A 22,761-nucleotide genomic window follows, 5' to 3' on the forward strand; every position below is an offset into this window, starting at 1 on the left:
GTTGAACTTCAAAACTCCTCCCGCTTCGACCGCGTCCAACTAGGCGACCGAAGTGGTGTTCTCCTTCTCTGACGATGCCATCGGCTTGACGGTCATCAGCTTCACGCCGGCATCGGTGACCATGGCGGCCGCCTCGTCGGAAATTCTGTCATCGGTGATAATGGTCGAGACCTTGTCGAGTGCGCAGAGAATGAGGCTCGAGCGCTTGTCGAACTTGCTCGAGTCCACCATCACGATGAGTTCTTCCGCCTGGCGCACCAGTTTCTGCTCGCTCTGGATCACCAGGGCATCAGACTCCATCACGCCGAGTGCATTGATGCCCTGGGCGCCGATGAAAATACGGCGGGCGTAGAAGTTGCGGATCGCATCATTCTCAAAGGGCGACAGGATCAGGCTCTGGTCGCGGTAGATCGCGCCGCCTGGAACCGAGACCGTGCACTTCGAGTGCTTGACCAGATGTTCGGCAATGGCGAAGGAATTCGTCATGACCTGAAGCCTGCGGGCGGACATGAAATGGACCATCTGAAAGGTGGTCGTGCCGCCATTGATGATGATCGAGTCACCTTCTGCGCAGAGATCGACCGCTGCGCGCGCAATTGCGCGTTTCTTATCGATGTTGACCGATTCCGAAACGCGAAAGGGCCGGGCGGCCAGATTTCCGAGCTGTGGCGGGTGAACAGCCTCAGCTCCGCCGCGCACCCGGCGCAGTTTCCCCTGAACATGAAGCGACGCGATATCCCGCCTGATCGTGGCTTCGGAAGCCTCGGTCAGTTCGGCAATGTCCTGCACCGTGACCACAGGTTTTTCCTGGATCGCGCTCAGAATAATGCGATGGCGTTCGCGTTCGTGCATGGGGTCCTCCTGATCGTGATTTATTCGTAAACATTTTACGCTGTCAATCAGAAACGATCAAAAATAATAATATTGCACCGCACAATGAAAAGAAATGATCGAAACTGATTGACAACGATGAGATCCATGCGCGATACCAGCGGGCAAGAAGGAGATGGGTTCGTCTGTTCGACCCATGAAGCAATACCAGGGAGGATGTCATGTCGGGCCAAACCAGCCTTCTCGAAAGCCGTTGGGACGATGCCTATGCCGCGGGGCTCGATGAGCCCGGCAAGTTGCTCTATCGCTCGAATCTGCTCGGTGCCGACAAGCGGATCACCAACTATGGCGGCGGCAACACCTCTGCGAAGGTCATGGAAACCGACCCGCTGACAGGCGAAAAGGTCAATGTTCTCTGGGTCAAGGGGTCTGGCGGCGACGTCGGTACGATTAAGCTCGATGGCTTTTCAACCCTCTATCAGGACAAGCTTGAAGCGCTGAAGGGCATCTACAAGGGTGTTGCCGACGAAGATCGCATGGTTGGCTTCCTGCCTCATTGCACTTTCAACCTGAACCCGCGTGCTGCCTCGATCGATACCCCGCTGCATGGTTTCGTGCCGTTCACCCATGTCGATCATATGCATCCAGATGCGATCATCGCGATTGCCGCCTCCAAGAATTCCAAGGAGCTGACGCAGACGATCTTTGGTGCTGATATCGGATGGCTACCCTGGCGTCGCCCGGGCTTCCAGCTCGGTCTCGATCTCGAAGCCTTCGTGAAGGCCAACCCAAATGCAAAGGGCGTTGTGCTGGAAAGCCACGGCCTGTTCACCTGGGCAAACGACGCCAAGGATTGCTATCTGCTGACGCTCGAGATCATCAACAAGGCTATCGAGTGGTTTGCCAAGGAAACCGAAGGCAAGACTATCTTCGGCGGCGCTGTTGCGCAAAGCCTGCCGGTTGCCGAGCGTCGCGCCATTGCAGCAAGGCTGATGCCGGAAATCCGCGGCCGGATCGGCAAGGCGGAGCGCAAGCTTGGGCATTTCGACGATCAGGACGCTGTGCTCGAATTTGTCAATTCGAAGAACCTGCAGCCGCTCGGTGCGCTTGGAACATCCTGCCCGGACCATTTCCTGCGCACCAAGATCCGCCCGCTGATCGTCGACTTCGATCCGTCGAAGCCGGATGTTGATGCGGTTCTCGCTGGTCTCGACAAGGCGCTGGAAGACTACCGCGCCGACTACACGCGTTATTATGAGACCTGCAAGCACGACAATTCGCCAAAGATCCGCGATCCCAATCCGGTGATCTTCCTGGTGCCGGGCGTCGGCATGCTGTCCTTTGCCAAGGATAAGGCGACGGCGCGGATTGCCGGAGAGTTCTACGTCAATGCGATCAACGTCATGCGTGGCGCCTCGACGGTATCCGAATACCAAGGATTGCCTGAGCAGGAAGCGTTCGACATCGAATACTGGCTGCTCGAGGAAGCGAAGCTCCAGCGCATGCCGAAGCCGAAGAGCCTGGCCGGCAAGGTTGCCTTCGTCACTGGCGGTGCCGGTGGCATTGGCCGCGCCACGGCCGAGCGCTTGGTGGCTGAAGGTGCCTGCGTTGTGCTGGCAGATATCGATGCTCAGGCGCTGGCTGAGACCACGGCCGATTTTTCCAAGCGCCATGGCGGGGATGCGGTCCGTTCGGTTCAGCTGGACGTGACCAAGGAGGATGCTGTTCTGCAATCCTTCCTTGAAGCGTCGGTCGAATTCGGCGGCGTCGACATTCTGGTCTCCAATGCCGGTATCGCATCCTCGGCCCCGGTTGAAGATACAACGCTTGCCATGTGGAACAAGAATATCGACATTCTTGCCACCGGCTACTTCCTCGTTTCGCGTGAAGCCTTCCGCCTGTTCCGGCGCCAGGGGCTCGGCGGCAATGTCGTCTTCGTTGCCTCGAAGAACGGACTTGCCTCGTCGCCGAACGCCTCGGCCTATTGCACGGCCAAAGCTGCCGAAATCCATCTTGCTCGGTGCCTGGCACTGGAAGGCGCGGATGCGGGCATTCGTGTCAATACGGTCAACCCCGACGCCGTCTTGCGCGGCTCGAAGATCTGGAACGGCGAATGGCGCGAACAGCGCGCGGCATCCTCCAAGATCGAGGTGGACGATCTTGAGGAACATTACCGCAAGCGTTCAATGCTGAAGCTGAACGTCTTCCCGGAAGACATCGCGGAGGCGATCTATTTCCTCGCTTCCGATCTTTCGGCAAAGTCGACTGGCAACATCATCAACGTCGATGCCGGCAACGCGCAGAGCTTTACACGGTAATCTCCCGAGGCGATCGCGGCGCGAATGCCGCGACGGCCGTCTCTTGGGAATGCCGGCTTTTGCAGCGGATGAATGCGGGATGGAGCGATGAAGGTCGGCGGGGCGGAGGATGCCTTTGATCTGCAGATCTCCATCGTGACTGAGAACAGGCGCGCTTGAACATCGGTTCGCGCGAAGTGGAGGACAAAATGAGCGAGACACGCATTGCCGCCGATATCGTTGCGGCTGAGAACGAGACGCGCGAGGCAGCGCATCGCAGCGACTATCAGGCGCTCGGTGAAAAACTCGCCCGCAGCCATATCGACATTGAGGCCATCACGGGGAAGGTCGCGGAATTCTTCGTCGCCGTTCCGTCCTGGGGCGTCGGCACCGGCGGCACGCGTTTTGCGCGTTTCCCGGGCAAGGGTGAACCGCGTCATATCTTCGACAAGCTCGACGATTGCTCTGTCATTAACGAATTGACCCGAGCAACGCCAACCGTTTCGCTCCATATTCCGTGGGACAAAACGGATCCGAAAGAGCTGAAAGCCAAGGGCGATGCGCTGGGCCTCGGTTTCGACGCGATGAATTCGAACACCTTCTCGGATACGCCGGACCAGGCGAACTCCTACAAATACGGCTCGCTCAGCCATGTCGACGCGGCCACCCGCGCGCAGGCGGTCGAACACAATATCGAATGCATCGAGATCGGCGCTGCGATCGGCTCGAAGGCTCTGACGGTCTGGCTCGGTGACGGCTCCAACTTCCCCGGCCAGAGCAATTTCACCCGCCAGTTCGAACGGTATCTTGCGTCCATGGCGGATATCTACAAGGCGCTGCCGGATGACTGGCGCCTGTTCTCCGAGCACAAGATGTATGAACCGGCCTTCTACTCGACGGTTGTGCAGGACTGGGGCACGAACTTCCTGATCGCCCAGACCCTGGGTCCGAAGGCGTCCTGCCTCGTCGACCTTGGCCATCATGCGCCGAACACCAATATCGAGATGATCGTTGCACGGCTGATCCAGTTCGGCAAGCTCGGTGGCTTCCACTTCAACGACAGCAAGTATGGTGACGACGACCTGGATGCCGGTTCCGTGGAGCCCTACCGCCTGTTCCTGGTCTTCAACGAGTTGGTTGATGCCGAATATCGCGGCGTCCAGGGCTTCCACCCGGCGCACATGATCGACCAGAGCCATAATGTCACGGATCCAATCGAAAGCCTCATTTCGAGCGCCAACGAGATTCGCCGTGCCTATGCGCAGGCGCTCCTCGTCGATCGTGCAGCACTTGAAGGCTATCAGAATGACAATGATGCGCTCATGGCATCGGAAACGCTGAAGCGTGCCTATCGGACCGATGTGGAGGCCATTCTGGCCGAGGCCCGGAAGCGGGCAGGCGGGGCGATCGATCCGGTTGCGACCTATCGCGCCAGTGGCTACCGCGCCCGGGTTGCCGGCGAGCGCCCGGCCGTCAAGGGCGGTTCCGGCGGGATTGTCTGATCGGCTTTGAGAGGGCGGCGGCCTGATGGTCGGCTGCCCTCTTTATCAAATCGACCAGTAGCCCCAGCGCTTAGACGCCGCTTGATAAAACGGGTGTCATGTCCGGCGATCGCCTGATCTGCGACACGAGCCAAGTCTCGAATTGATCGGCGGTGGGATGCGTGCGCTTTGCCTCCGGTCGCACGACATAATAGGCATTCTCTGTCGATATCGGCTTGTCGAGGACGGCGACAAGCGCGCCAGTCTTCATTTCCTCCTCGATCAGATAGGTGGGGAGGAGGGCAATGCCGAGGCCGCTGATTGCGGCAGCCGTCAGCATGGAGAACTGGTCGAAACGCAGTCCCACATAGGCATTTTCCAGAGGCGTCTCGTGTTGTTCTGCCCATTCCAGCCAGAGTTTCGGCCGGGTCGTCAGATGCAGTAGCGGCGCGTTGGCAAGCGGCTTGCCCTGTTCTGTACGAAGTCTCTCGGCAAGGGCGGGGCTTGCGACCGGCAAAACCACTTCATTGCACAAAAACGTAGCGACGCCACCTGCCCAGGTCGGCTGGCCAAAATGGATGGCAAGGTCGAAGCCGTCTTCCGAAAAGCTGAATGGTTTCGAGCGCGATTCAATCGAGATGGCGACGTCGGGGTGGTCCTGAAGAAAGCCCGCCAGTCGCGGCACCAGCCAGCGCGTTCCGAAGGTCGGCAGGGTTGCGATCCTGAGTGATGCCTTCATCTGATTGGCGGCGATGGCGGTGATCATCAGCCGTTCCGATCGCGCGAGCAGATCCTTTACCTCCGGCAGGAAGCGGCGCCCGGCATCCGACAGGATAACCCGTTGCCGGATGCGCTCGAAGAGCTTAATGCCAATCTGCTGCTCGATTTCGGCGATCTGGCGGCTGACTGCACTTTGTGTGAGATTGAGCTCTTCAGCCGCGCGCGAAAAGTTTTCGTGCCTCGCTGCGCACTCGAAGGTCTGCAGATTGACAATGTCCGGGACCAGGCTTCGACGTGTCGTCATTCCAAACTCGCATCAACCTAGCAAGATATCTCACAACATGAGGCGCTAAATTCCCTCTATGGTGCGAAGTCAGAATGATATGCCACGAATTGAAGGGGTTGGCCACCATGACGGCAAAGGTTTCCGCAAACGATATCCGTGCTTCGTTTTCCGGCGCGATGTCTGCCATGTATCGCGATGAGGTGCCGGCCTATGGCACGTTGATGGATCTGGTTGCCAGGGTGAATGACGAGACACTGGCGGGTCAGCCGGAGCTCAAGGCCCGGCTTGAGGCTACCGACACGCTGGAGCGCATTTCGGAGGAGCGCCATGGCGCTATCCGCCTTGGAACGGCTGAGGAACTGGCGATGATGCGCCGGATCTTTGCTGTCATGGGCATGTTTCCGGTCGGTTACTATGATCTCTCCACCGCAGGCGTTCCGGTGCATTCCACCGCATTTCGCCCTGTCGGCGAGGAGGCGCTGAAGCGCAATCCGTTCCGCGTCTTTACCTCCCTTCTGCGCCTCGATCTGATCGCCGATGAAGCCTTTCGCGATGAGGCGAAGGCCATTCTCGCGGAGCGCCAGATCTTCACGGATGGTGCCATTGCGCTGACGGAAAAGTCGGAGAACGAAGGTGGCCTCGACAGTGACGATGCCGCACGTTTCGTGTCGGAAGTGCTGGAAACCTTCCGCTGGCACGACAAGGCCAATGTGTCGCTGGCGATGTATCATCGCCTGCATGATGCCCACCGGCTGATCGCCGACGTCGTGTCCTTCAAGGGACCCCATATCAACCATCTGACCCCGCGCACACTGGATATCGACAAGGTGCAGGCGTTGATGCCGGACTATGACATTGCGCCGAAGGCGGTGGTCGAAGGTCCGCCGACCCGCAAGTGCCCGATTTTGCTGCGCCAGACCTCCTTCAAGGCGCTGGAGGAAACTGTGTCGTTCCACGATGGCAAGGGTGGCTGGCAGGCGGGAACGCATACGGCCCGCTTTGGTGAAATCGAACAGCGCGGTGTGGCCCTGACGCCCAAGGGGCGTGCACTTTACGATGCTCTGCTGGACGATACACGCAAGCTCGTGCGGCCTGCGGCCGACGGCTCGAATGCCGTGGCCTATGAGGCAGCTCTGATCGAGACGTTCAAGGCGTTTCCGGATGACTGGGCGGCGATCCGCTCCGCCGGGCTTGGCTACTTTACCTATTCGCTGACCGAGAAGGGCGTGGCGGCTGGTTCGGCCTCCGGTGACATCGAAAGCCTGATCGCCGAAGGCTTCGTCCGCTTCGATCCGATCGTCTACGAAGATTTCCTGCCCGTCAGTGCCGCCGGCATCTTCCAGTCGAACCTCGGCGATGGCGCGCAGCAGGATTTTATCGCGAGCCCTAACCAGAAGCGGTTTGAAGCTGATCTCGGTGCGGTCGTGTTGAACGAATTCGACCATTATGAGGGGATCGAGAAGGCCTCACTCGAAGCCTGCCTCGATGCGCTGCAGACCCGCGCCGCTGCCGAGTGATCGGCCGACCCGACATTTTTCAAGGAGTTTCGACTGATGACTGCCACAACCCTTTCTATCCCCGCTGAAGCCTCTGCCATTCTGGAGCGGCTCGGGGTTCCCTCGTCCGTCTATACAGGCGGCGATCTCAAGGCCTTCTCGCCGGTTACGGGTGAGCAGACCGCAAGCCTCAAGACCGTGTCGGCCACGGAGGCTGCGGCTATGATCGAGCGAGCCGATGCAGCCTTCCGCGAGTGGCGCCTCGTGCCGGCGCCGAAGCGTGGCGAACTGGTGCGCCTGCTCGGTGAAGAGCTTCGGGCCGCCAAGGCCGATCTCGGCCGCCTCGTGTCGATCGAGGCCGGCAAGATCCCATCCGAAGGGCTGGGAGAAGTGCAGGAAATGATCGACATCTGCGACTTTGCCGTCGGTCTGTCGCGTCAGCTTTATGGCCTGACCATTGCAACCGAGCGCCCTGGCCACCGGATGATGGAAACCTGGCATCCGCTCGGCGTGATCGGTATCATCTCCGCGTTCAACTTCCCCGTCGCCGTCTGGGCGTGGAATGCGGCGCTGGCTCTGGTCTGCGGCAATAGCGTTGTCTGGAAGCCGTCCGAGAAGACTCCGCTCACGGCGCTGGCCTCGCAGGCCATTCTGGAACGGGCGCTCAAGCGCTTTGGCGATGCGCCGGAGGGCCTGTCGCAGGTGCTGATCGGTGATCGCGCCATTGGAGAAGTTCTGGTGGATCATGCCAAGGTGCCGCTGGTTTCGGCCACAGGCTCAACGCGCATGGGCCGGGATGTCGGTCCGCGGCTTGCCAAGCGGTTTGCCCGTGCCATTCTCGAACTCGGCGGCAATAATGGTGGTATCGTCTGCCCATCCGCCGATCTTGACATGGCCCTGCGCGCCATCGCTTTCGGTGCCATGGGGACGGCCGGTCAGCGCTGCACAACGCTGCGCCGTCTCTTTGTTCATGACAGTGTCTATGACCAGCTCGTACCGCGTCTGAAGAAGGCCTATGCCAGCGTTTCCGTCGGCAACCCGCTGGATGGCGCAGCCCTTGTCGGTCCGCTGATCGACAAGCTGGCCTTCGACGGCATGCAGAAGGCGCTTGCCGAAGCCAAGGCGCATGGCGGCGTGGTGCATGGCGGCGAGCGTGTCGATACCGGCAGCGCTGGTGCCTACTACGTCAAGCCGGCGCTGGTCGAAATGCCGTCGCATACAGGGCCCGTTCTCGAAGAGACCTTTGCACCCATTCTTTACGTGCTGAAGTACAGCGATTTCGATGCGGTTCTGGCCGATCACAATGCGGTGGGCGCTGGCCTTTCTTCGTCGATCTTTACGCTTGATATCCGTGAGGCGGAGCGCTTCCTGTCAGCTGACGGCTCGGATTGCGGTATTGCCAATGTGAACATCGGCACGTCCGGTGCCGAGATCGGCGGCGCATTCGGCGGCGAAAAGGAAACCGGTGGCGGTCGTGAATCTGGCTCGGACGCTTGGAAGGCCTATATGCGCCGGGCGACCAACACCGTGAATTATTCGCGCTCCCTGCCGCTGGCGCAGGGTGTATCCTTCGACATCGAATAAGGCTTAATGTCATGACCATCATAGCCAATATCGAGGAGGCGGGCTTTCGGCCCGCCGCGCGGATTGCTTCTGTCGGCGTCTCGAAAATCCTGCAGATCGGCGCCAAGGCGGCCGCGATGAAACGCGAAGGCCTGCCGGTCATCATTCTCGGCGCCGGCGAGCCGGATTTCGACACGCCTGACCATATCAAGGAAGCCGCCAAGGCTGCGATCGATGCCGGCGAGACCAAGTATACCGCGCTGGATGGCACGCCTCAGCTCAAGCAGGCGATCTCTGCCAAGTTCCGCCGCGAAAACGGTCTGGATTATGCGGTGGACGAGGTGACGGTGGCCACCGGAGCCAAGCAGATCCTGTTCAACGCCTTCATGGCGACGATCGATCCGGGCGACGAAGTGATTATCCCAACGCCGTACTGGACCTCGTATTCCGATATCGTCGAAGTCTGCGGCGGCACCTCTGTTCTGGTGCCTTGCGACGCCCAGTCGGGGTTTCGCCTTCAGGCCGAACAGCTGGAAAAGGCGATCACGCCGAAAACCCGCTGGGTGTTGTTGAACTCTCCGTCCAATCCATCCGGCGCCGCCTACAGCGCCAAGGACTATCAGCCGCTGATCGACGTGCTGCTCGCCCATCCGCATGTCTGGCTGATGGTCGACGACATGTACGAGCATATCATTTATGACGGTTTCACCTTCGTCACGCCGGTGGCGCTGGAGCCGCGGCTGAAGTCGCGGGCACTCACCATCAATGGTGTTTCGAAGGCCTATGCCATGACCGGCTGGCGTATCGGCTATGCCGGCGGGCCAAAGGCGCTGATCAAGGCTATGGCCGTCATCCAGAGCCAGGCGACATCTTGCCCCTCGTCGGTCAGCCAGGCAGCGGCCGTTGCGGCATTGAACGGGCCGCAGGCGTTCCTCAAGGATCGGCAGGAGAGCTTCAAGCGCCGCCGCGATCTGGTGGTCGGCCGCCTGAACGCCATAGAGGGGCTAGAGTGCCGGACCCCGGAGGGCGCGTTCTACACCTATGCGAGCTGTGCCGGCTTGCTGGACAAGGTGACGCCCAAGGGTCAGAAGATTGCCACGGATGCCAATTTTACCGACTACCTGTTGGAGGAAGCGCATGTCGCCGTGGTGCCCGGTTCGGCTTTCGGTCTGTCGCCCTTCTTCCGCATCTCCTATGCAACCTCGGAGGCGGAGCTAGTGGAGGCGCTCGACCGGATCGAGAAGGCTTGCGCGGCTTTGCAAGGATAAGATCGGCAGTGATACCCCGTCTCGCGCATCCTGCTTCCGTCGAAGCCATCCCGGCAGGTTTTGTCGAACACCTGATCGAGGCCGGTTTCAGGGGGGATATCGAGACGGGCGCTGCCTCACGCACCGTCTACTCGACCGATAACTCGATTTATCAGGTGGAGCCGCAGGCCATCCTCTTTCCCCGCGATGCTGCGGATCTGAAGATCATGGCGTGCCTCGTTTCCGATCCGGCGTACCGCCATGTCGTGATCGCCCCGCGTGGCGGCGGCACGGGGACCAATGGACAATCGCTGACGCATGGCATCGTCGTTGACTGTTCGCGCCACATGAACCGTATCCTGGAGATCGATCCCGTGCGGCGGATTGCACGCGTCGAGGCCGGTGTGGTCAAGGACCAGTTGAACCGGGCGCTGAAGCCGCACGGGCTTTTCTTTGCCCCGGAACTTTCCACCTCCAACCGCGCCACGATCGGCGGCATGATCTCGACGGATGCTTGCGGGCAGGGGTCCTGTCTCTATGGCAAGACCTCGAACCATGTGCTGGCGTTGCGCGTGGTGCTGACGGATGGCACGGATTTCTGGTCGCATCCGCTGGCTCGTGCGGGGCTCGACGAGGTCCTCGCGCGCGACGACAGGATCGGTCATGTCTATCGCACGGTCGAGCGGATCACCCGGGAGAAGCAGGCCCGGATCGGCGAGGTTTTTCCCAACCTCAATCGCTATATGACCGGTTATGATCTGGCGCATGTACGGCGCGACGACGGCGTATTCGATCTGAACGCCATCCTTTGCGGCTCCGAGGGAACGCTGGCGCTGATCGCAGAGGCCGAGGTCAATCTCCTGCCGATCCCGGCTGAGACTGCGCTCATCAACATTCGCTACAACGATTTCAACGCCGCGCTTAAAGATGCCCGTAACCTTGTGGCGCTCAAGGTGGCGTCCGTCGAGACGGTGGACGAAAAGGTGCTGGGGCTCGCCAAGGGGGATATCGTCTGGAATGCGATCAGCCGGTTTTTCCCAGAGGATGCGGCGGGGTCTGCCAACGGCATCAACATTGTCGAGGTGCTGGCCGACGACCGACCTTCGCTCGACTTGAAGGTGGCGCAGGTTATCGCAGCGCTTGAAAGCCTGGCGAATGTGAACCGGCTCGGCCATACGATTGCGCGCGGCCATGATGAGGCCGAAGCGATCTGGGCGATGCGCAAGCGTGCCGTTGGGTTGCTCGGCAATGTCGATGGGGCCGTGCGCCCTGTGCCATTCGTCGAAGACACGGCCGTGCCGCCTGAAAATCTGGCGGCCTATATCCGCGAGTTCCGCGCTCTCCTGGATGGGTTCGGGCTTTCCTACGGCATGTTTGGCCATGTGGATGCCGGCGTCCTGCATGTGCGCCCGGCGCTTGATCTCGTTCGTCCCGATCACGTGCCCCTGGTGCGGCAGATCAGCGATGCCGTTGTCGCGCTGACGCGCAAGCATGGCGGGGTTCTGTGGGGGGAGCATGGCAAGGGTGTGCGATCCGAATATGTGCCGGAGTTCTTTGGCGATCTCTATCCCTGTCTGCAGGAGATCAAGCGCGCCTTCGACCCGGAGAACCGGCTGAACCCGGGCAAGATTGCCAGCGGGAACGATACGCCGCTGATGAAAATCGATGACGTGCCGCTGCGGGGTGAGTTCGACCGCGTTATTGGTGACGAGCTACGCTTGCATTTCGACAATGCCGCCTATTGCAACGGCAACGGCGCCTGTTTCGATTTCAATGAGACAAGCCCGATGTGCCCTTCCTACAAGGCAACGGGTGACCGGCGGCAGTCGCCAAAGGGGCGCGCTTCCCTGATGCGCCAATGGCTGCGGCTTCTGGCGGAAAAGGGTACGGACCCACGTCAGGCGGCGGCGCGTGTGCGGCGTGCCGGTGTGCTTCGGTCGCTTCCTCAAAGGCTGCTGAATTCGTTGAATCCGGCGAATGCCAGTGACTTTTCGCATGAGATCAAGGCGGCGATGGACAGCTGTCTCTCCTGCAAGGCGTGCACCGGGCAGTGCCCGGTCAAGGTCAGCGTGCCGGCTTTCCGGTCTAAGTTTCTCGAAGTCTATCACGGGCGCTATCTGCGGCCGTTGAAAGATCCGCTGGTGGCCTCGATCGAGGTGCTGCTGCCCTGGTTCGCGCGTGTTCGGCCGCTCTACAACGTGGTGGCATCGACCCGCCTCGGCCAGGTGACCACGCGTCTTTTTGGCCTGACAGCGCTGCCGACAATGCCAGCACTTTCTCTCGCCCGTGAGGCAAGACGCATGGGTGTGGCTGTTGCTCGCGCCGAGGATCTTGGCCGACTGACGCCCGAGGAGCGTCGTTCCATCGTGGTCTTCGTGGTGGATGCTTTCACGGCGCATTTTGATCCTGACGTGGCGCTGGCCGCGATCCGGCTTGCCCGCAAGCTTGGCTTCGAGCCGTTGTTGGCCGGCCCACACGTCAACGGCAAGGCATTGCATGTGCATGGTTATCTGGCTCGCTTCGAAGCATCCGCACAGCGGACGGCGCGAGACTTGCAGGAAATCGCCGATCTCGGCATTCCGCTGGTGGGGCTCGATCCGTCGATGACACTCGCCTTTCGCAGCGAATACAGAACGCTTCCCGGCACGCCGCTCAAGGCCGTCGTGTCGCTGCCGCAAGAATGGCTTGTCAGCGTCTTGCCGGCGGCCGCGATCAAGCCTGCATCTTCAACAAAGACCTTCAGGCTGATGGCCCATTGCACCGAAAAGACGAATGCAGCGGCGAGCATGGGCGCGTGGACGTCCATCTTCAGGCGTCTGGGTGTCGATCTCTCTCTGGCGGAGACCGGATGTTGCGGCATGGCCGGTACGTTCGGGCACGAGACCCGCAATCGTGGGCTTTCCGAACAACTCTATGCGCTGAGTTGGAAGCCGGTGATCGACGGCCAGCTTGAGAGCGATGTCGTGATGGCGACGGGTTACTCCTGTCGGTCGCAGGTCAAGACCATTGACCGTCTGGCTGTTCCGCATCCACTGCAGATCCTGGAAACTCTCGTCTCGTGAGACTTGCCTTGACGATCGCTTGGCGCTGCCGACTACTGTTCGCGAAGCCTGTGCCCCCTTTCGCGAACGCAGTCCGACTTTGCAAACCGGTCCAATCCATGCGAATAAAGCGCCCGAAAGGGTAACAATGGATCGATCCTGGTTCAGGCGCGGCGTGCGTTTTCTGCGTGCATTCTCGCCTATCGCGACCTTAACAACCTTCGTTGTCATCTCGCTGCTGGGGCAGTCGGGAGCCGATACCCTGCGCCGCCTGCATCCCGTCGCGTCGGATACCGCATCCTATACACGTGTTCGTGGCGAGGCTTCGGCAGCCGCCGGGCAGCAGGAGAACCGGCTGCTTCTGGCATCGGACAGCTCGACCCGAAACAAGGCGCGGCCGGCCGATAGTTCCGGTGACGGGATTGTCCCGGTCATTTCCCTTTGGTTGCCCGATGGGTCTTCGGCCATTGGCGTAACACGCATTCCGCAGCGCCACGCCTTGCCTGTGCCCAGCGCTTACCGGCCCCGGGCGCCGCCGCTTTCCAGCCTTTGAGACCCGCAGCGGTCATACATTGACCCGAACACATCTCAGCCTGGTCGTCATGGCCAAGGCTTTCATTTGCTGGACCAAACTTATGAAAAACTCACTCTGGAAGGTGGCGGGCTATCTGCTCGTAATCCTTCTCGGTCTCCTGATCGCACTTCCCAACGTCCTTTCGGAGGCCACGCTTTCGAAGTTGCCGTCGTTTTTGCCGCATGAGCGCGTCTCGCTTGGGCTTGATCTCCGCGGCGGCTCGCATCTCGTTCTTGAAGTTGACCGGACGTCCCTTGAGGACGAGTGGCTTCAGAGCCTGACGCAGGAAAGTCGCCTTTCGCTTCGTGAAGCCAAGATCAGCACCCGTTCCGTCCGCCGCGAAGGCAAGGGCGTCGTCGTGGCGCTTGCCGATCCGGCCGGCCTCGATGCGGCCATGGAGGCGCTGGCGCCGCTCAATGGTCAGATCGCAACAGGCCTTGGCGCTGGACGATCCGAACTGGATGTTGCCACGCGCGGCAGCGACACGATCACCCTGACACCAAATGATGCCGGCATCACCGCGCGGATGAGCAATGCCGTCGAGCAGAGCCTTGAGGTCATCCGCCAGCGTGTCGACCAGGTCGGCGTTGCCGAACCCACAATCCAGCGTGTCGGCAGTGACCGTGTTCTCGTCCAGTTGCCGGGCGAGCAGGACCCGTCCAATCTCCGCGCGCTTCTCGGTTCTACAGCCAAGATGAGCTTCCACCTGCTCGGCCAGCAGGGACAGGCCGGCGTGCAGATGATGGAAGATGAGGAGGGGCGCAGCTATCCCGTCGAGAGCCGCATTCTTCTCTCCGGCGATCGCCTGACAGATGCGCGCGTCTCCTTCGAACAACAGTCCGGCCAGCCGGTCGTTTCCTTCCGCTTCGACCAGGCGGGTGCCAGCCGTTTTGCGCAGATCACGCGCGAGAATGTCGGCAATCCCTTCGCCATTGTGCTTGATGGCAAGGTGTTGAGTGCCCCGGTTATTCGCGAGCCGATCACCGGTGGATCTGGCCAGATTTCCGGCTCATTCACGGTTGAAGGCGCCAATACGCTGGCGGCGCTGCTGCGTGCCGGCGCGCTGCCGGCCAAGCTTACTGTCATTGAGGAACGTACGGTTGGTGCGGATCTCGGCGGTGATGCGATCGAGATGGGGATCATGTCGGGCCTCATTGGCTTCGGGCTCGTGGTCCTCTTCATCCTGGCGCTTTATGGCTCCTGGGGCTTGCTTGCGGTTCTTGCGCTGGCGCTCAATGTCATCCTGACCTTTGCCGGCCTGACGATCGTTGGCGCGACCCTGACCTTGCCCGGCATTGCCGGTATCGTGCTTGGCATCGGTCTTGCCGTGGATGCCAACGTTCTGATCAACGAGCGTATCCGGGAAGAAGTGGGCAAGGGCCGCGGCGCCTTTGCCGCGATCGACCACGGTTTTGCCAAGGCCTATTCAACGATTATCGATAGTAACGTGACGGCGCTGATCGCGACCGTGCTCCTCTTCTGGTTCGGCTCAGGCCCGGTGCGCGGCTTTGCCGTCACCATGGGCCTCGGCATCGCCATCTCGATGTTTACGGCGGTTTCCGTTGTGCGTGTCGCCATGGTCGCGATTGCCACACGCCGGAAGCTGAAGACGATCACGATCAAGCCGCTGCTGCCGTTCAAGCTGATCAAGGACGACACCCGCATCGACTTCATGAAGGCGCGGCTCTTCGGCATCGCCGTCTCGGCCTTCCTGTCGATCTCCTCGATCATCCTGTTCATCACCCCTGGCCTTAACTACGGCGTTGATTTCAAGGGCGGTATTCAGCTCGAGGTATCAACGAAAGGCGCGGCCAATCTCGGCGATTTCCGCACCGGACTTGAAACACTCGGCCTGGGTGAGGTTGCCTTGCAGGAGTTTGGCGATAGCAATCACGTCATGCTGCGTCTCGAGCGTCAGCCGGGTGGCGAGCAGGCACAGACCGATGCTGTTACGAAGGTGCGCGAGACGATCCAGAAGATCGATCAGACGGCCAAGATCGAGCGTACCGAAGTTGTTGGCCCGAAGGTCAGCGGCGAGCTGGCGACGGCAGGCATCACCTCCGTTGTTCTGGCCTCGCTTGCGATGCTCGCCTATATCTGGTTCCGCTTCGACTGGCCGTTTGCGGTGGGCGCAATCGCGACACTGATCCTGGACGTCACGAAAACCGTCGGGTTCTTCGCGCTGACTGGGCTCGACTTCAACCTCACGGCAATCGCTGCGCTGCTGACGCTGGTCGGCTATTCGGTGAACGACAAGGTCGTCGTCTATGACCGCATGCGTGAAAACATGCGTCTGTACAAGTCGATGCCTTTCCGGGACCTGATCAACCTCTCGATCAACGAGACATTGGCGCGAAGCCTCTACACCTCGGCGACGGCCTTCCTGGCCATGGTGCCCATGGCAATCTGGGGCGGCAGTGCCGTTGAGAGCTTCGCCATTCCGATGGTGGTCGGAATCTTCATCGCGGCGTCGTCTTCAGTCTTCATTGCCGCACCGATCCTGCTCTTCCTCGGCGACTGGCGCAGCCAGCGCCAGAAGGACCGGGCGCTCGCGGAAGCCCAGCAGGCAGCAGCCTGACGAGCATGGAACGGGCCGGTTTTCCGGCCCGTTCCATGCGGTCATTGATTGTCCTTGGCGGCGTAGACGCCCATGCAGTCGAATTCTTCCTTGGTGAAGGCAAGGCCGGAGCGCTCGAACGCGAGGCGCAACTGTGCCTCCGTCGATCTGTGGACGGGATGACGTCCGCCCTCGAAGTCTCGAATCGTGCTGCGGGATACTCCCGACTGTTCGGCGAGATCTGCCTGAGTCCAGTCCAGATAGCCGCGTGCGGCCCGGCACAGGGCCGGCGACAAAATTGGTCCGTTTACGGGTTGACCCATGTGTCTAAACTGCCCATATAAGTCTTAGTTGGCCATTTAGGGCATTTTTCAATGAATTTCTAGTCCGGCTCTTTTCGCCGCCGGGCCTTTGTCACATCAAGGAGGATGACGGCTTGGGATAACGACCGACGCCTGGATCTTGTTGTTGCTTGTGGCTTTGCCGTTTGTGGGAAGCCTCGCGTCTGCGTTCATCTTGAACACCACATCCCGGGACCTGCCGGTTTTCGTTGCCGGCGCCACGTCGATCTCCACCGTCATTCTGTCGGCTCTGGCCTATCCCTCCGTCACGGATGGAAATGTTCTGCGTTTCCAAGCCGAGTGGTTACCGCAGTTCGGGCTCGACTTCTCCCTGCGGATGGATGGATTTGCGTGGATCTTCTCCATGCTCGTTACCTCGATCGGTTTCCTCGTCGTCATCTATGCCCGGTACTACATGGGCAAGGACGATCCGATCCCGCGCTTCTTCTCCTTTCTGCTGGCTTTCAAGGGGGCGATGCTTGGCATCCTGATTTCAGGCAACGTCATCCTGATCTCGATCTTCTGGGAGCTGACAAGCATCTTTTCCTTCCTTCTGATCAGCTACTGGCACACCAGTGCTGCGGCGCGCGACGGCGCGCGCATGGCCCTGACGATCACCGGCATTGGCGGCTTCTGTCTTCTGATCGGCATGCTGCTCCTCGGCCATGTCGTCGGCAGCTACGATCTCGACAAGATCCTTGCCTCGGGCGACGTTATTCGCAGCCATCCGCTCTATCTGCCGACCCTGATCTTCATTCTGCTTGGGGCGCTTACCAAGAGTGCGCAGTTCCCGTTCCATTTCTGGCTGCCCAATGCCATGGCGGCGCCGACGCCGGTTTCGGCCTTTCTGCATTCGGCCACCCTGGTCAAGGCCGGCGTCTTTCTGCTGGTCCGCTTCTGGCCTGTCCTGTCTGGCACCTATGAGTGGTTCTATCTGCTGGGGCTTGCCGGGATCTCGACCCTGCTGCTCGGCGCCTTCTTCGCGCTCTTCCAACGCGATCTGAAAGGGCTCCTGGCCTATTCGACGATCAGCCATCTCGGTTTGATCGTGACGCTGCTCAGCCTCGGCAGTCCGCTGTCGACGGTGGCGGCGATCTTCCACATGCTGAACCATGCGACGTTCAAGGCCTCGCTGTTCATGGCAGCCGGCATCATCGACCACGAGACGGGTACCCGCGACATGCAGCGGTTGAGTGGGCTGTTCCGCTTCCTGCCTGCTACGGCGACGCTCGCCATGGTGGCAAGTGCAGCTATGGCTGGTGTTCCGCTGCTCAATGGCTTCCTCTCCAAGGAAATGTTCTTTGCCGAGGCGGTAGAGACCCATGCGGACTCGCTGCTGGATCGCGCGCTGCCTTATCTGGCGACGCTTGCTGGCGCCCTAAGCGTTGCCTATTCACTGCGCTTCATTCATGCGGTCTTCTTCGGACCGGCGCCTGTGGGCTTGCCCAAGGAGCATCCGCATGAGCCACCGCGCTGGATGCGGTTCCCAATCGAATTCCTCGTCGTCGTCTGTCTTATTGTCGGTGTCGTGCCGGCGATCTCCATCGGGCCGTTTCTTGATACGGCCGTTTTCAGTGTGCTTGGCGATCGAACACCGGAATACAGCCTCAGCATCTGGCACGGGTTCAACCTGCCGCTGATCATGAGCTTGCTCGCCATGATCGGCGGTGTGGCGCTCTATTTCGGGCTGCGGGACTATCTTTCCCATTGCGATGACGGGCCGCCATTTTTCCGGCGCTTGCGCGGGCAGCGTGTCTTCGAGCGTGTTCTCGTCGCTGTTTCTTGGCGCTGGGCGCGTCTCGCCGAAAGCCGTCTCGGTACCCGCAACCTGCAGCCGCAGTTGCGCTGGATCGTTGCCGTCGGTTTCGCTGCAGGCGTTTTGCCACTCCATCTCGCCGGCTTCGAACAGCGCCCCGTGGAGTTCTCAGCCATCGACCCGGCCTTCGTGTTGATCTGGGTTGCCGGCATCGCGATGGCGATTGGTGCTGCGGTCTCGGCCAAGTATCACCGCCTCGCGGCCTTGGTCATGCTTGGTGGCGTCGGGCTCGTGGTTTGCATGACCTTCGTATGGCTGTCCGCGCCGGATCTTGCGATTACGCAGCTGCTCGTCGAAATCGTTACGACTGTCCTCATCCTGCTGGGTCTCAGATGGCTGCCGAAGCGCAATCCTGATCTGGGCGAGCTCATGTCGTTACGCAGCCGTTTCCGGCGCTTCCGCGATCTGGTGCTGGCCATTGCCTGCGGGATCGGCATGTCGGTTGTTGCCTTCACCGTCATGACCATACCGGTGCCGGATGCGATCGCCACCTATTTCCTGCAGAACGCCTATTCCGAAGGCGGTGGGCGCAATGTGGTGAATGTCATTCTGGTGGATTTCCGTGGCTTCGATACGCTCGGCGAAATCGTGGTGCTGGGCATTGTCGGCCTGACGGTCTACGCGCTGCTACGCCGTTTCCGGCCGGCAGCCGACAGCATGGAGATGCCTGAGCAGCAGCAGATCCAGAACCGCTATGATGAGGAACGCCCCGAGCGTTCACCAGGCGACATGGTGCGCGACTATCTGCTGGTGCCTTCCGTGCTGATGCAGTGGTTGTTCCCGGTTATCCTGACATTCGCGGTCTATCTCTTCATGCGCGGGCACGACATGCCGGGTGGTGGTTTCTCTGCGGGCCTGACGCTTTCCATCGCCTTCCTGCTGCAATATCTGGCCGGCGGAACGCGCTGGGCAGAGGATCGCATTCGCATCCTTCCCCTGCGATGGATGGGAACGGGTATCCTCATTGCTGCTGCGACCGGCATGGGGGCCTGGGTGCTCGGCTATCCCTTCCTGACCTCGCATTTTCGCTATCTGGAGATCCCGCTTATCGGCAAGGTCCCGGCAGCCTCGGCGCTGCTCTTCGATCTCGGTGTCTTCCTGCTGGTCGTCGGTTCGACCGTGCTCATCCTTGTCGCCCTTGCGCACCAGTCCATCCGCATCAACCGTCTGAGGGCGCTGGATGCGGCCAAAGCGGAGGAGCGCTGATGGAACTCGTCCTGTCGATCGCAATTGGCGTGATGACGACCTGCGGCGTCTGGCTGATCTTGCGGCCGCGGACCTATCAGGTGATTGTTGGCCTCTCGCTGCTGTCCTATGCGGTAAACCTGTTCATTTTCGGCGTCGGTGGCGTGAAGAGCAACCGGCCTCCGGTGCTTGAGGATGGCGTGCTGTCCAGCACACTCACCGATCCGGTGCCGCAAGCCTTGGTGCTGACTGCGATTGTCATCGGATTTGCGACGACGGCTCTCTTCCTCGTCGTTCTTCTCGCCGCGCGCGGCCTGACTGGAAACGACCATGTCGACGGGAGGAACGAGAAGCCGTGACGTCGTTCAGCCATCATCTGATCATCACGCCCATACTGCTACCGATGCTGACAGCCGCTTTTCTGCTATTCATCGATGAGCGTAACAGGACAGTAAAGGCACTGATCAGCCTGACCTCGGTCGTGCTGCTCGTCCTCAATGCCGCGATCCTTTTTCGGATCGAGAGCGGGCCGAACGATTTCGACAATGTCTATCTGCTCGGCAATTGGGCAGCCCCCTTCGGCATCGTGCTGGTCATCGATGGATTGTCGGCATTGATGGTGCTTCTGGCCTCGGTTTTGGCGGTGGCGGCGCTGATCTTTTCTCTGGCGCGCTGGCATGCCGTCGGGGCACATTATCACAGTCTGTTCCAGCTGCTGCTCGTCGGCGTCAATGGCGCCTTCCTGACGGGGGATCTCTTCAACCTCTTCGTCTTCTTCGAGGTCATGCTGGCGGCATCTTATGGTCTTCTCCTGCATGGCACGGGCACGTTGCGGGTCAAGGCGGGCATGCACTACATTGCCGTCAACCTGGTGGGAGCCTTGTTCTTCCTGATCGGGGTCAGTCTGATCTATGGCACGGCCGGCACGCTCAACATGGCGGATCTCGCTACGCGCATGCCGGACATCGAGCCAGACCGACTGATACTGATGCAGGCCGGTGCCGCCGTTCTTGGCGTTGCCTTTCTGATCAAGGTCGGCATGTGGCCGCTCTGCTTCTGGCTACCGACTGCCTACAGTGCTGCATCTGCGCCGGTCGCGGGGATGTTCGCGATCCTCAGCAAGGTTGGCATCTATGTCATCCTGCGACTGACCATGCTGCTCTTTGGGGATGGTGTCTCTGCCGGCTTCGGTTCGCAGGTGCTTCTGTTCGGCGGTATCCTGACCCTGATCTTCGGCACGATCGGGGTGCTCGCATCACAGGCGCTCGGCCGGCTTGCCGGATATTCGGTGCTGGTGTCGTCAGGCACGCTCCTCATGGTCCTCGGCATCAATGATGGGATCGTCTCCTCCGGCGCGCTTCTCTACCTCGTGAGTTCGACGCTCACCATTGGCGCCTTCTTCATGCTGATCGAACTGGTGGAGCGGGGACAGGATGCGGGCGCAAACGTGCTGGCCGTGACCATGGAGGCTTATGGCGACGGCGAGGAGCACGACGTTGACGAGGGTGAAGGCGTTGCGATGCCGGGCACGCTTGCCATTCTCGGCATCTGTTTTGCCGCTTGCGGCATCCTTCTGTCCGGGCTCCCGCCGCTGTCCGGCTTCATCGCAAAGTTCGCCATGTTGTCGGCGATGATGGGAACCGGTTCGATTGGTACGACGCCCGGGCCTGCCGTCTGGATGCTGATCGTTCTTGTTATCTTTTCCGGAATTGCAGCCCTGATCTCCATGACGCGTGCGGGAATCCGCACCTTCTGGGGCTCGATCGAAGGCACGGTCCCGCGCGTTCTGGTCGTCGAAGTCGTGCCTGTGATGTTCCTTCTGTTCCTCACGCTGGTGCTGGCGATCCAGGCGGGTCCGGTCATGCACTATATGGACACGACCATTCGGAGCCTCGAGAATCCGAAGCAATACATTGATGCGGTGCGCAATGCGGTGGTTATCGAGAGCTCGGTGCCCGCTTTCGAAACCGAGACGGGCGAAACCGGGACAGGAGGATCGTGATGATACCCCATCCGGTGCTCAGCGCCTGCCTTGTCATCATGTGGCTGCTGCTGAACGACTTTACGCTTGGTCACTTGCTGCTCGGATCAGTCGTCGCCGTATTTGGTGGATGGGCGCTTGCGTCTCTGCGACCTGACAAGCCGAAGATCAGGAAATGGCATCTGATCCCGAAACTGGCTTTTCTCGTTTTTGTCGACATCATTCGCTCCAATGCAGCCGTTGCTCTGCTGATCGTCCAGGGCAAACGTCGGCCGCATACATCAGGCTTCATCCGGCTGCCGCTTGAGATCGAGCACCCGATGGCGCTGGCCGCGATGGCCGTGATCCTGACAAGCACGCCGGGCTCTGCCTGGCTGGCCTATGACAGCCGGAAAAAGACGGTGCTGATCCATGTCCTCGATCTTGTCGACGAGGAGGCCTGGATTGCGACGGTGAAGCATCGATATGAAGCCCTCTTGCTGGAGATCCTCGGATGAGTGTGATCATTCTTTTCACTGCCATATCGATCGCCAAGGTCCTTCTGGCGCTGGCCATGATGATTGCGGCTGTCCGGATCTTTATCGGACCGCGTGCGCAGGATCGGGTCATCGCGCTTGATGCCGTCTATATCATCGCCATGCTGCTTCTGGTGACCTTCGGGATTGGCAGCGGCACGACCATCTATTTCGAGGCAGCATTGGTAATCGGCCTGCTCGGCTTTGTCGCAACGGTGGCGCTCGCGAAGTTTCTCATGCGTGGGGAGGTCATCGAGTGAACATTCCCGTCACGGATCTGCCGCTCTGGCTTGTGATCGCGGTTTCAAGTCTGCTTCTCCTTGGATCCGTTCTAACGCTGATCGGCGCCATCGGGTTCTTGCGTCTCCCAAGCTTCTACGAGCGCATCCATGCACCAACGCTCGGGACCAGTTGGGGCGTTGGCGGGATCATGCTTGCCTCCATCCTCTATTTTTCCGTTATTGGCTCGCGACCTGTGCTGCACGAAATACTGATCGGTATCTTCGTCACCGTCACCACCCCTATCACCCTGATCTTGTTGGCGCGGGCCGCCTTGCATCGGGATCGATCGGAAGGACTTGGTCTGACGCAGGCGGATGAGGATGAGCAGCTGTAATTGTGTTTGGTGGTTGGGCCTGTGAGTGTCTGGCGCTGTCGCTTTGCTCAGAAGCCTCTCCGCGAACAGCAAGTCGCGGAACGGCTCGAGGTTTGTGTTTTCACGCAATTCCCGACGCAAAACCGCTGCGCACTTTTTCTGCAAATATTCTAGCATCGGCCTTTAAAACGAAAAGCCCTGCACGAGGAGCGTGCAGGGCTTGGCCGGGAGGCCC

Annotated in this window: 17 protein-coding genes; 14 read left to right on the top strand and 3 right to left on the bottom strand. The window is 60.3% G+C overall.

The window, feature by feature from the left end:
• Nucleotides 1–39 precede the first annotated feature (39 nt).
• Complete coding sequence (locus tag ACSV9I_RS18560; protein ID WP_054158886.1) at nt 40–852, bottom strand: DeoR/GlpR family DNA-binding transcription regulator; 813 nt, start codon at nt 850–852, stop codon at nt 40–42.
• 200 nt (nt 853–1,052) lie between these two features.
• Here ACSV9I_RS18560 and ACSV9I_RS18565 point away from each other — a divergent pair, with 200 nt between their 5' ends.
• Both ACSV9I_RS18565 and rhaI read left to right on the top strand, forming a co-directional pair.
• On the top strand, nt 1,053–3,149 hold the full coding sequence (locus ACSV9I_RS18565; protein ID WP_438330289.1) for a bifunctional rhamnulose-1-phosphate aldolase/short-chain dehydrogenase: 2,097 nt from the start codon (nt 1,053–1,055) through the stop codon (nt 3,147–3,149).
• Between the two features lie 188 nt (nt 3,150–3,337).
• On the top strand, nt 3,338–4,630 hold the full coding sequence (gene rhaI / locus ACSV9I_RS18570; protein WP_438330290.1) for an L-rhamnose catabolism isomerase: 1,293 nt from the start codon (nt 3,338–3,340) through the stop codon (nt 4,628–4,630).
• Nucleotides 4,631–4,700: 70 nt separating this feature from the next.
• Here rhaI and ACSV9I_RS18575 read toward each other — a convergent pair whose 3' ends face one another.
• On the bottom strand, nt 4,701–5,633 hold the full coding sequence (locus ACSV9I_RS18575) for a LysR substrate-binding domain-containing protein (RefSeq protein ID WP_438330292.1): 933 nt from the start codon (nt 5,631–5,633) through the stop codon (nt 4,701–4,703).
• Between the two features lie 107 nt (nt 5,634–5,740).
• Here ACSV9I_RS18575 and hglS point away from each other — a divergent pair, with 107 nt between their 5' ends.
• The 6 genes from hglS (at nt 5,741) to secD (ending at nt 16,114) form a co-directional block, all read left to right on the top strand.
• On the top strand, nt 5,741–7,132 hold the full coding sequence (hglS, locus tag ACSV9I_RS18580) for a 2-oxoadipate dioxygenase/decarboxylase HglS (protein ID WP_438330294.1): 1,392 nt from the start codon (nt 5,741–5,743) through the stop codon (nt 7,130–7,132).
• Between the two features lie 36 nt (nt 7,133–7,168).
• Nucleotides 7,169–8,695 (top strand): L-piperidine-6-carboxylate dehydrogenase, encoded by a 1,527-nt coding sequence (gene amaB, locus ACSV9I_RS18585; protein ID WP_438330296.1) that lies wholly within the window; start codon nt 7,169–7,171, stop codon nt 8,693–8,695.
• Nucleotides 8,696–8,706: 11 nt separating this feature from the next.
• Complete coding sequence (locus ACSV9I_RS18590) at nt 8,707–9,942, top strand: pyridoxal phosphate-dependent aminotransferase (RefSeq protein WP_438330298.1); 1,236 nt, start codon at nt 8,707–8,709, stop codon at nt 9,940–9,942.
• A gap of 8 nt (nt 9,943–9,950) precedes the next feature.
• On the top strand, nt 9,951–12,983 hold the full coding sequence (gene ydiJ / locus ACSV9I_RS18595; RefSeq protein WP_438330300.1) for a D-2-hydroxyglutarate dehydrogenase YdiJ: 3,033 nt from the start codon (nt 9,951–9,953) through the stop codon (nt 12,981–12,983).
• Nucleotides 12,984–13,110: 127 nt separating this feature from the next.
• Nucleotides 13,111–13,515, top strand: coding sequence for a hypothetical protein (locus tag ACSV9I_RS18600; RefSeq protein WP_438330302.1), 405 nt, complete (start codon nt 13,111–13,113; stop codon nt 13,513–13,515).
• Nucleotides 13,516–13,597: 82 nt separating this feature from the next.
• Complete coding sequence (secD, locus tag ACSV9I_RS18605; RefSeq protein ID WP_438330303.1) at nt 13,598–16,114, top strand: protein translocase subunit SecD; 2,517 nt, start codon at nt 13,598–13,600, stop codon at nt 16,112–16,114.
• A gap of 41 nt (nt 16,115–16,155) precedes the next feature.
• Here the strand turns inward: secD and ACSV9I_RS18610 are convergent, their stop codons facing one another.
• A complete protein-coding gene (locus ACSV9I_RS18610) occupies nt 16,156–16,416 on the bottom strand; it encodes a helix-turn-helix domain-containing protein (protein WP_438330305.1) in 261 nt (86 codons plus the stop codon).
• Nucleotides 16,417–16,534: 118 nt separating this feature from the next.
• Between ACSV9I_RS18610 and ACSV9I_RS18615 the strand changes: the two genes are divergently transcribed.
• Genes ACSV9I_RS18615 through mnhG form a run of 6 tightly spaced genes read left to right on the top strand, consistent with a single transcriptional unit; the run spans nt 16,535 to nt 22,547 of the window.
• Nucleotides 16,535–19,456: a monovalent cation/H+ antiporter subunit A gene (locus ACSV9I_RS18615; RefSeq protein WP_438330415.1), complete on the top strand. Its 2,922-nt coding sequence runs from the start codon at nt 16,535–16,537 to the stop codon at nt 19,454–19,456.
• Complete coding sequence (locus ACSV9I_RS18620; RefSeq protein WP_054158877.1) at nt 19,456–19,794, top strand: Na+/H+ antiporter subunit C; 339 nt, start codon at nt 19,456–19,458, stop codon at nt 19,792–19,794. Before ACSV9I_RS18615 ends, ACSV9I_RS18620 begins: the two co-directional genes overlap by 1 nt.
• Nucleotides 19,791–21,437: a monovalent cation/H+ antiporter subunit D gene (locus ACSV9I_RS18625; protein WP_438330307.1), complete on the top strand. Its 1,647-nt coding sequence runs from the start codon at nt 19,791–19,793 to the stop codon at nt 21,435–21,437. The genes ACSV9I_RS18620 and ACSV9I_RS18625 overlap by 4 nt, the downstream gene beginning before the upstream one ends.
• On the top strand, nt 21,437–21,913 hold the full coding sequence (locus ACSV9I_RS18630; RefSeq protein WP_438330309.1) for a Na+/H+ antiporter subunit E: 477 nt from the start codon (nt 21,437–21,439) through the stop codon (nt 21,911–21,913). The genes ACSV9I_RS18625 and ACSV9I_RS18630 overlap by 1 nt, the downstream gene beginning before the upstream one ends.
• Complete coding sequence (locus ACSV9I_RS18635) at nt 21,910–22,191, top strand: K+/H+ antiporter subunit F (RefSeq protein ID WP_054158874.1); 282 nt, start codon at nt 21,910–21,912, stop codon at nt 22,189–22,191. Before ACSV9I_RS18630 ends, ACSV9I_RS18635 begins: the two co-directional genes overlap by 4 nt.
• Nucleotides 22,188–22,547, top strand: coding sequence for a monovalent cation/H(+) antiporter subunit G (gene mnhG / locus ACSV9I_RS18640; RefSeq protein ID WP_438330311.1), 360 nt, complete (start codon nt 22,188–22,190; stop codon nt 22,545–22,547). Before ACSV9I_RS18635 ends, mnhG begins: the two co-directional genes overlap by 4 nt.
• Nucleotides 22,548–22,761 lie beyond the last annotated feature (214 nt).

Origin of the sequence: Rhizobium sp. G187, assembly GCF_051549525.1 — a bacterium.
Lineage (GTDB): Bacteria > Pseudomonadota > Alphaproteobacteria > Rhizobiales > Rhizobiaceae > Allorhizobium.

Coding starts and splice junctions, on each gene's coding strand:
- ACSV9I_RS18610 (WP_438330305.1), bottom strand. CDS start 16,416: ATGGGTCAACCCGTAAACGGACCAATTTTGTCGCCGGCCCTGTGCCGG.
- rhaI (WP_438330290.1), top strand. CDS start 3,338: ATGAGCGAGACACGCATTGCCGCCGATATCGTTGCGGCTGAGAACGAG.
- ACSV9I_RS18590 (WP_438330298.1), top strand. CDS start 8,707: ATGACCATCATAGCCAATATCGAGGAGGCGGGCTTTCGGCCCGCCGCG.
- secD (WP_438330303.1), top strand. CDS start 13,598: ATGAAAAACTCACTCTGGAAGGTGGCGGGCTATCTGCTCGTAATCCTT.
- hglS (WP_438330294.1), top strand. CDS start 5,741: ATGACGGCAAAGGTTTCCGCAAACGATATCCGTGCTTCGTTTTCCGGC.
- ACSV9I_RS18630 (WP_438330309.1), top strand. CDS start 21,437: ATGATACCCCATCCGGTGCTCAGCGCCTGCCTTGTCATCATGTGGCTG.
- ACSV9I_RS18600 (WP_438330302.1), top strand. CDS start 13,111: ATGGATCGATCCTGGTTCAGGCGCGGCGTGCGTTTTCTGCGTGCATTC.
- ACSV9I_RS18565 (WP_438330289.1), top strand. CDS start 1,053: ATGTCGGGCCAAACCAGCCTTCTCGAAAGCCGTTGGGACGATGCCTAT.
- amaB (WP_438330296.1), top strand. CDS start 7,169: ATGACTGCCACAACCCTTTCTATCCCCGCTGAAGCCTCTGCCATTCTG.
- ACSV9I_RS18620 (WP_054158877.1), top strand. CDS start 19,456: ATGGAACTCGTCCTGTCGATCGCAATTGGCGTGATGACGACCTGCGGC.
- ACSV9I_RS18635 (WP_054158874.1), top strand. CDS start 21,910: ATGAGTGTGATCATTCTTTTCACTGCCATATCGATCGCCAAGGTCCTT.
- ACSV9I_RS18575 (WP_438330292.1), bottom strand. CDS start 5,633: ATGACGACACGTCGAAGCCTGGTCCCGGACATTGTCAATCTGCAGACC.
- ACSV9I_RS18560 (WP_054158886.1), bottom strand. CDS start 852: ATGCACGAACGCGAACGCCATCGCATTATTCTGAGCGCGATCCAGGAA.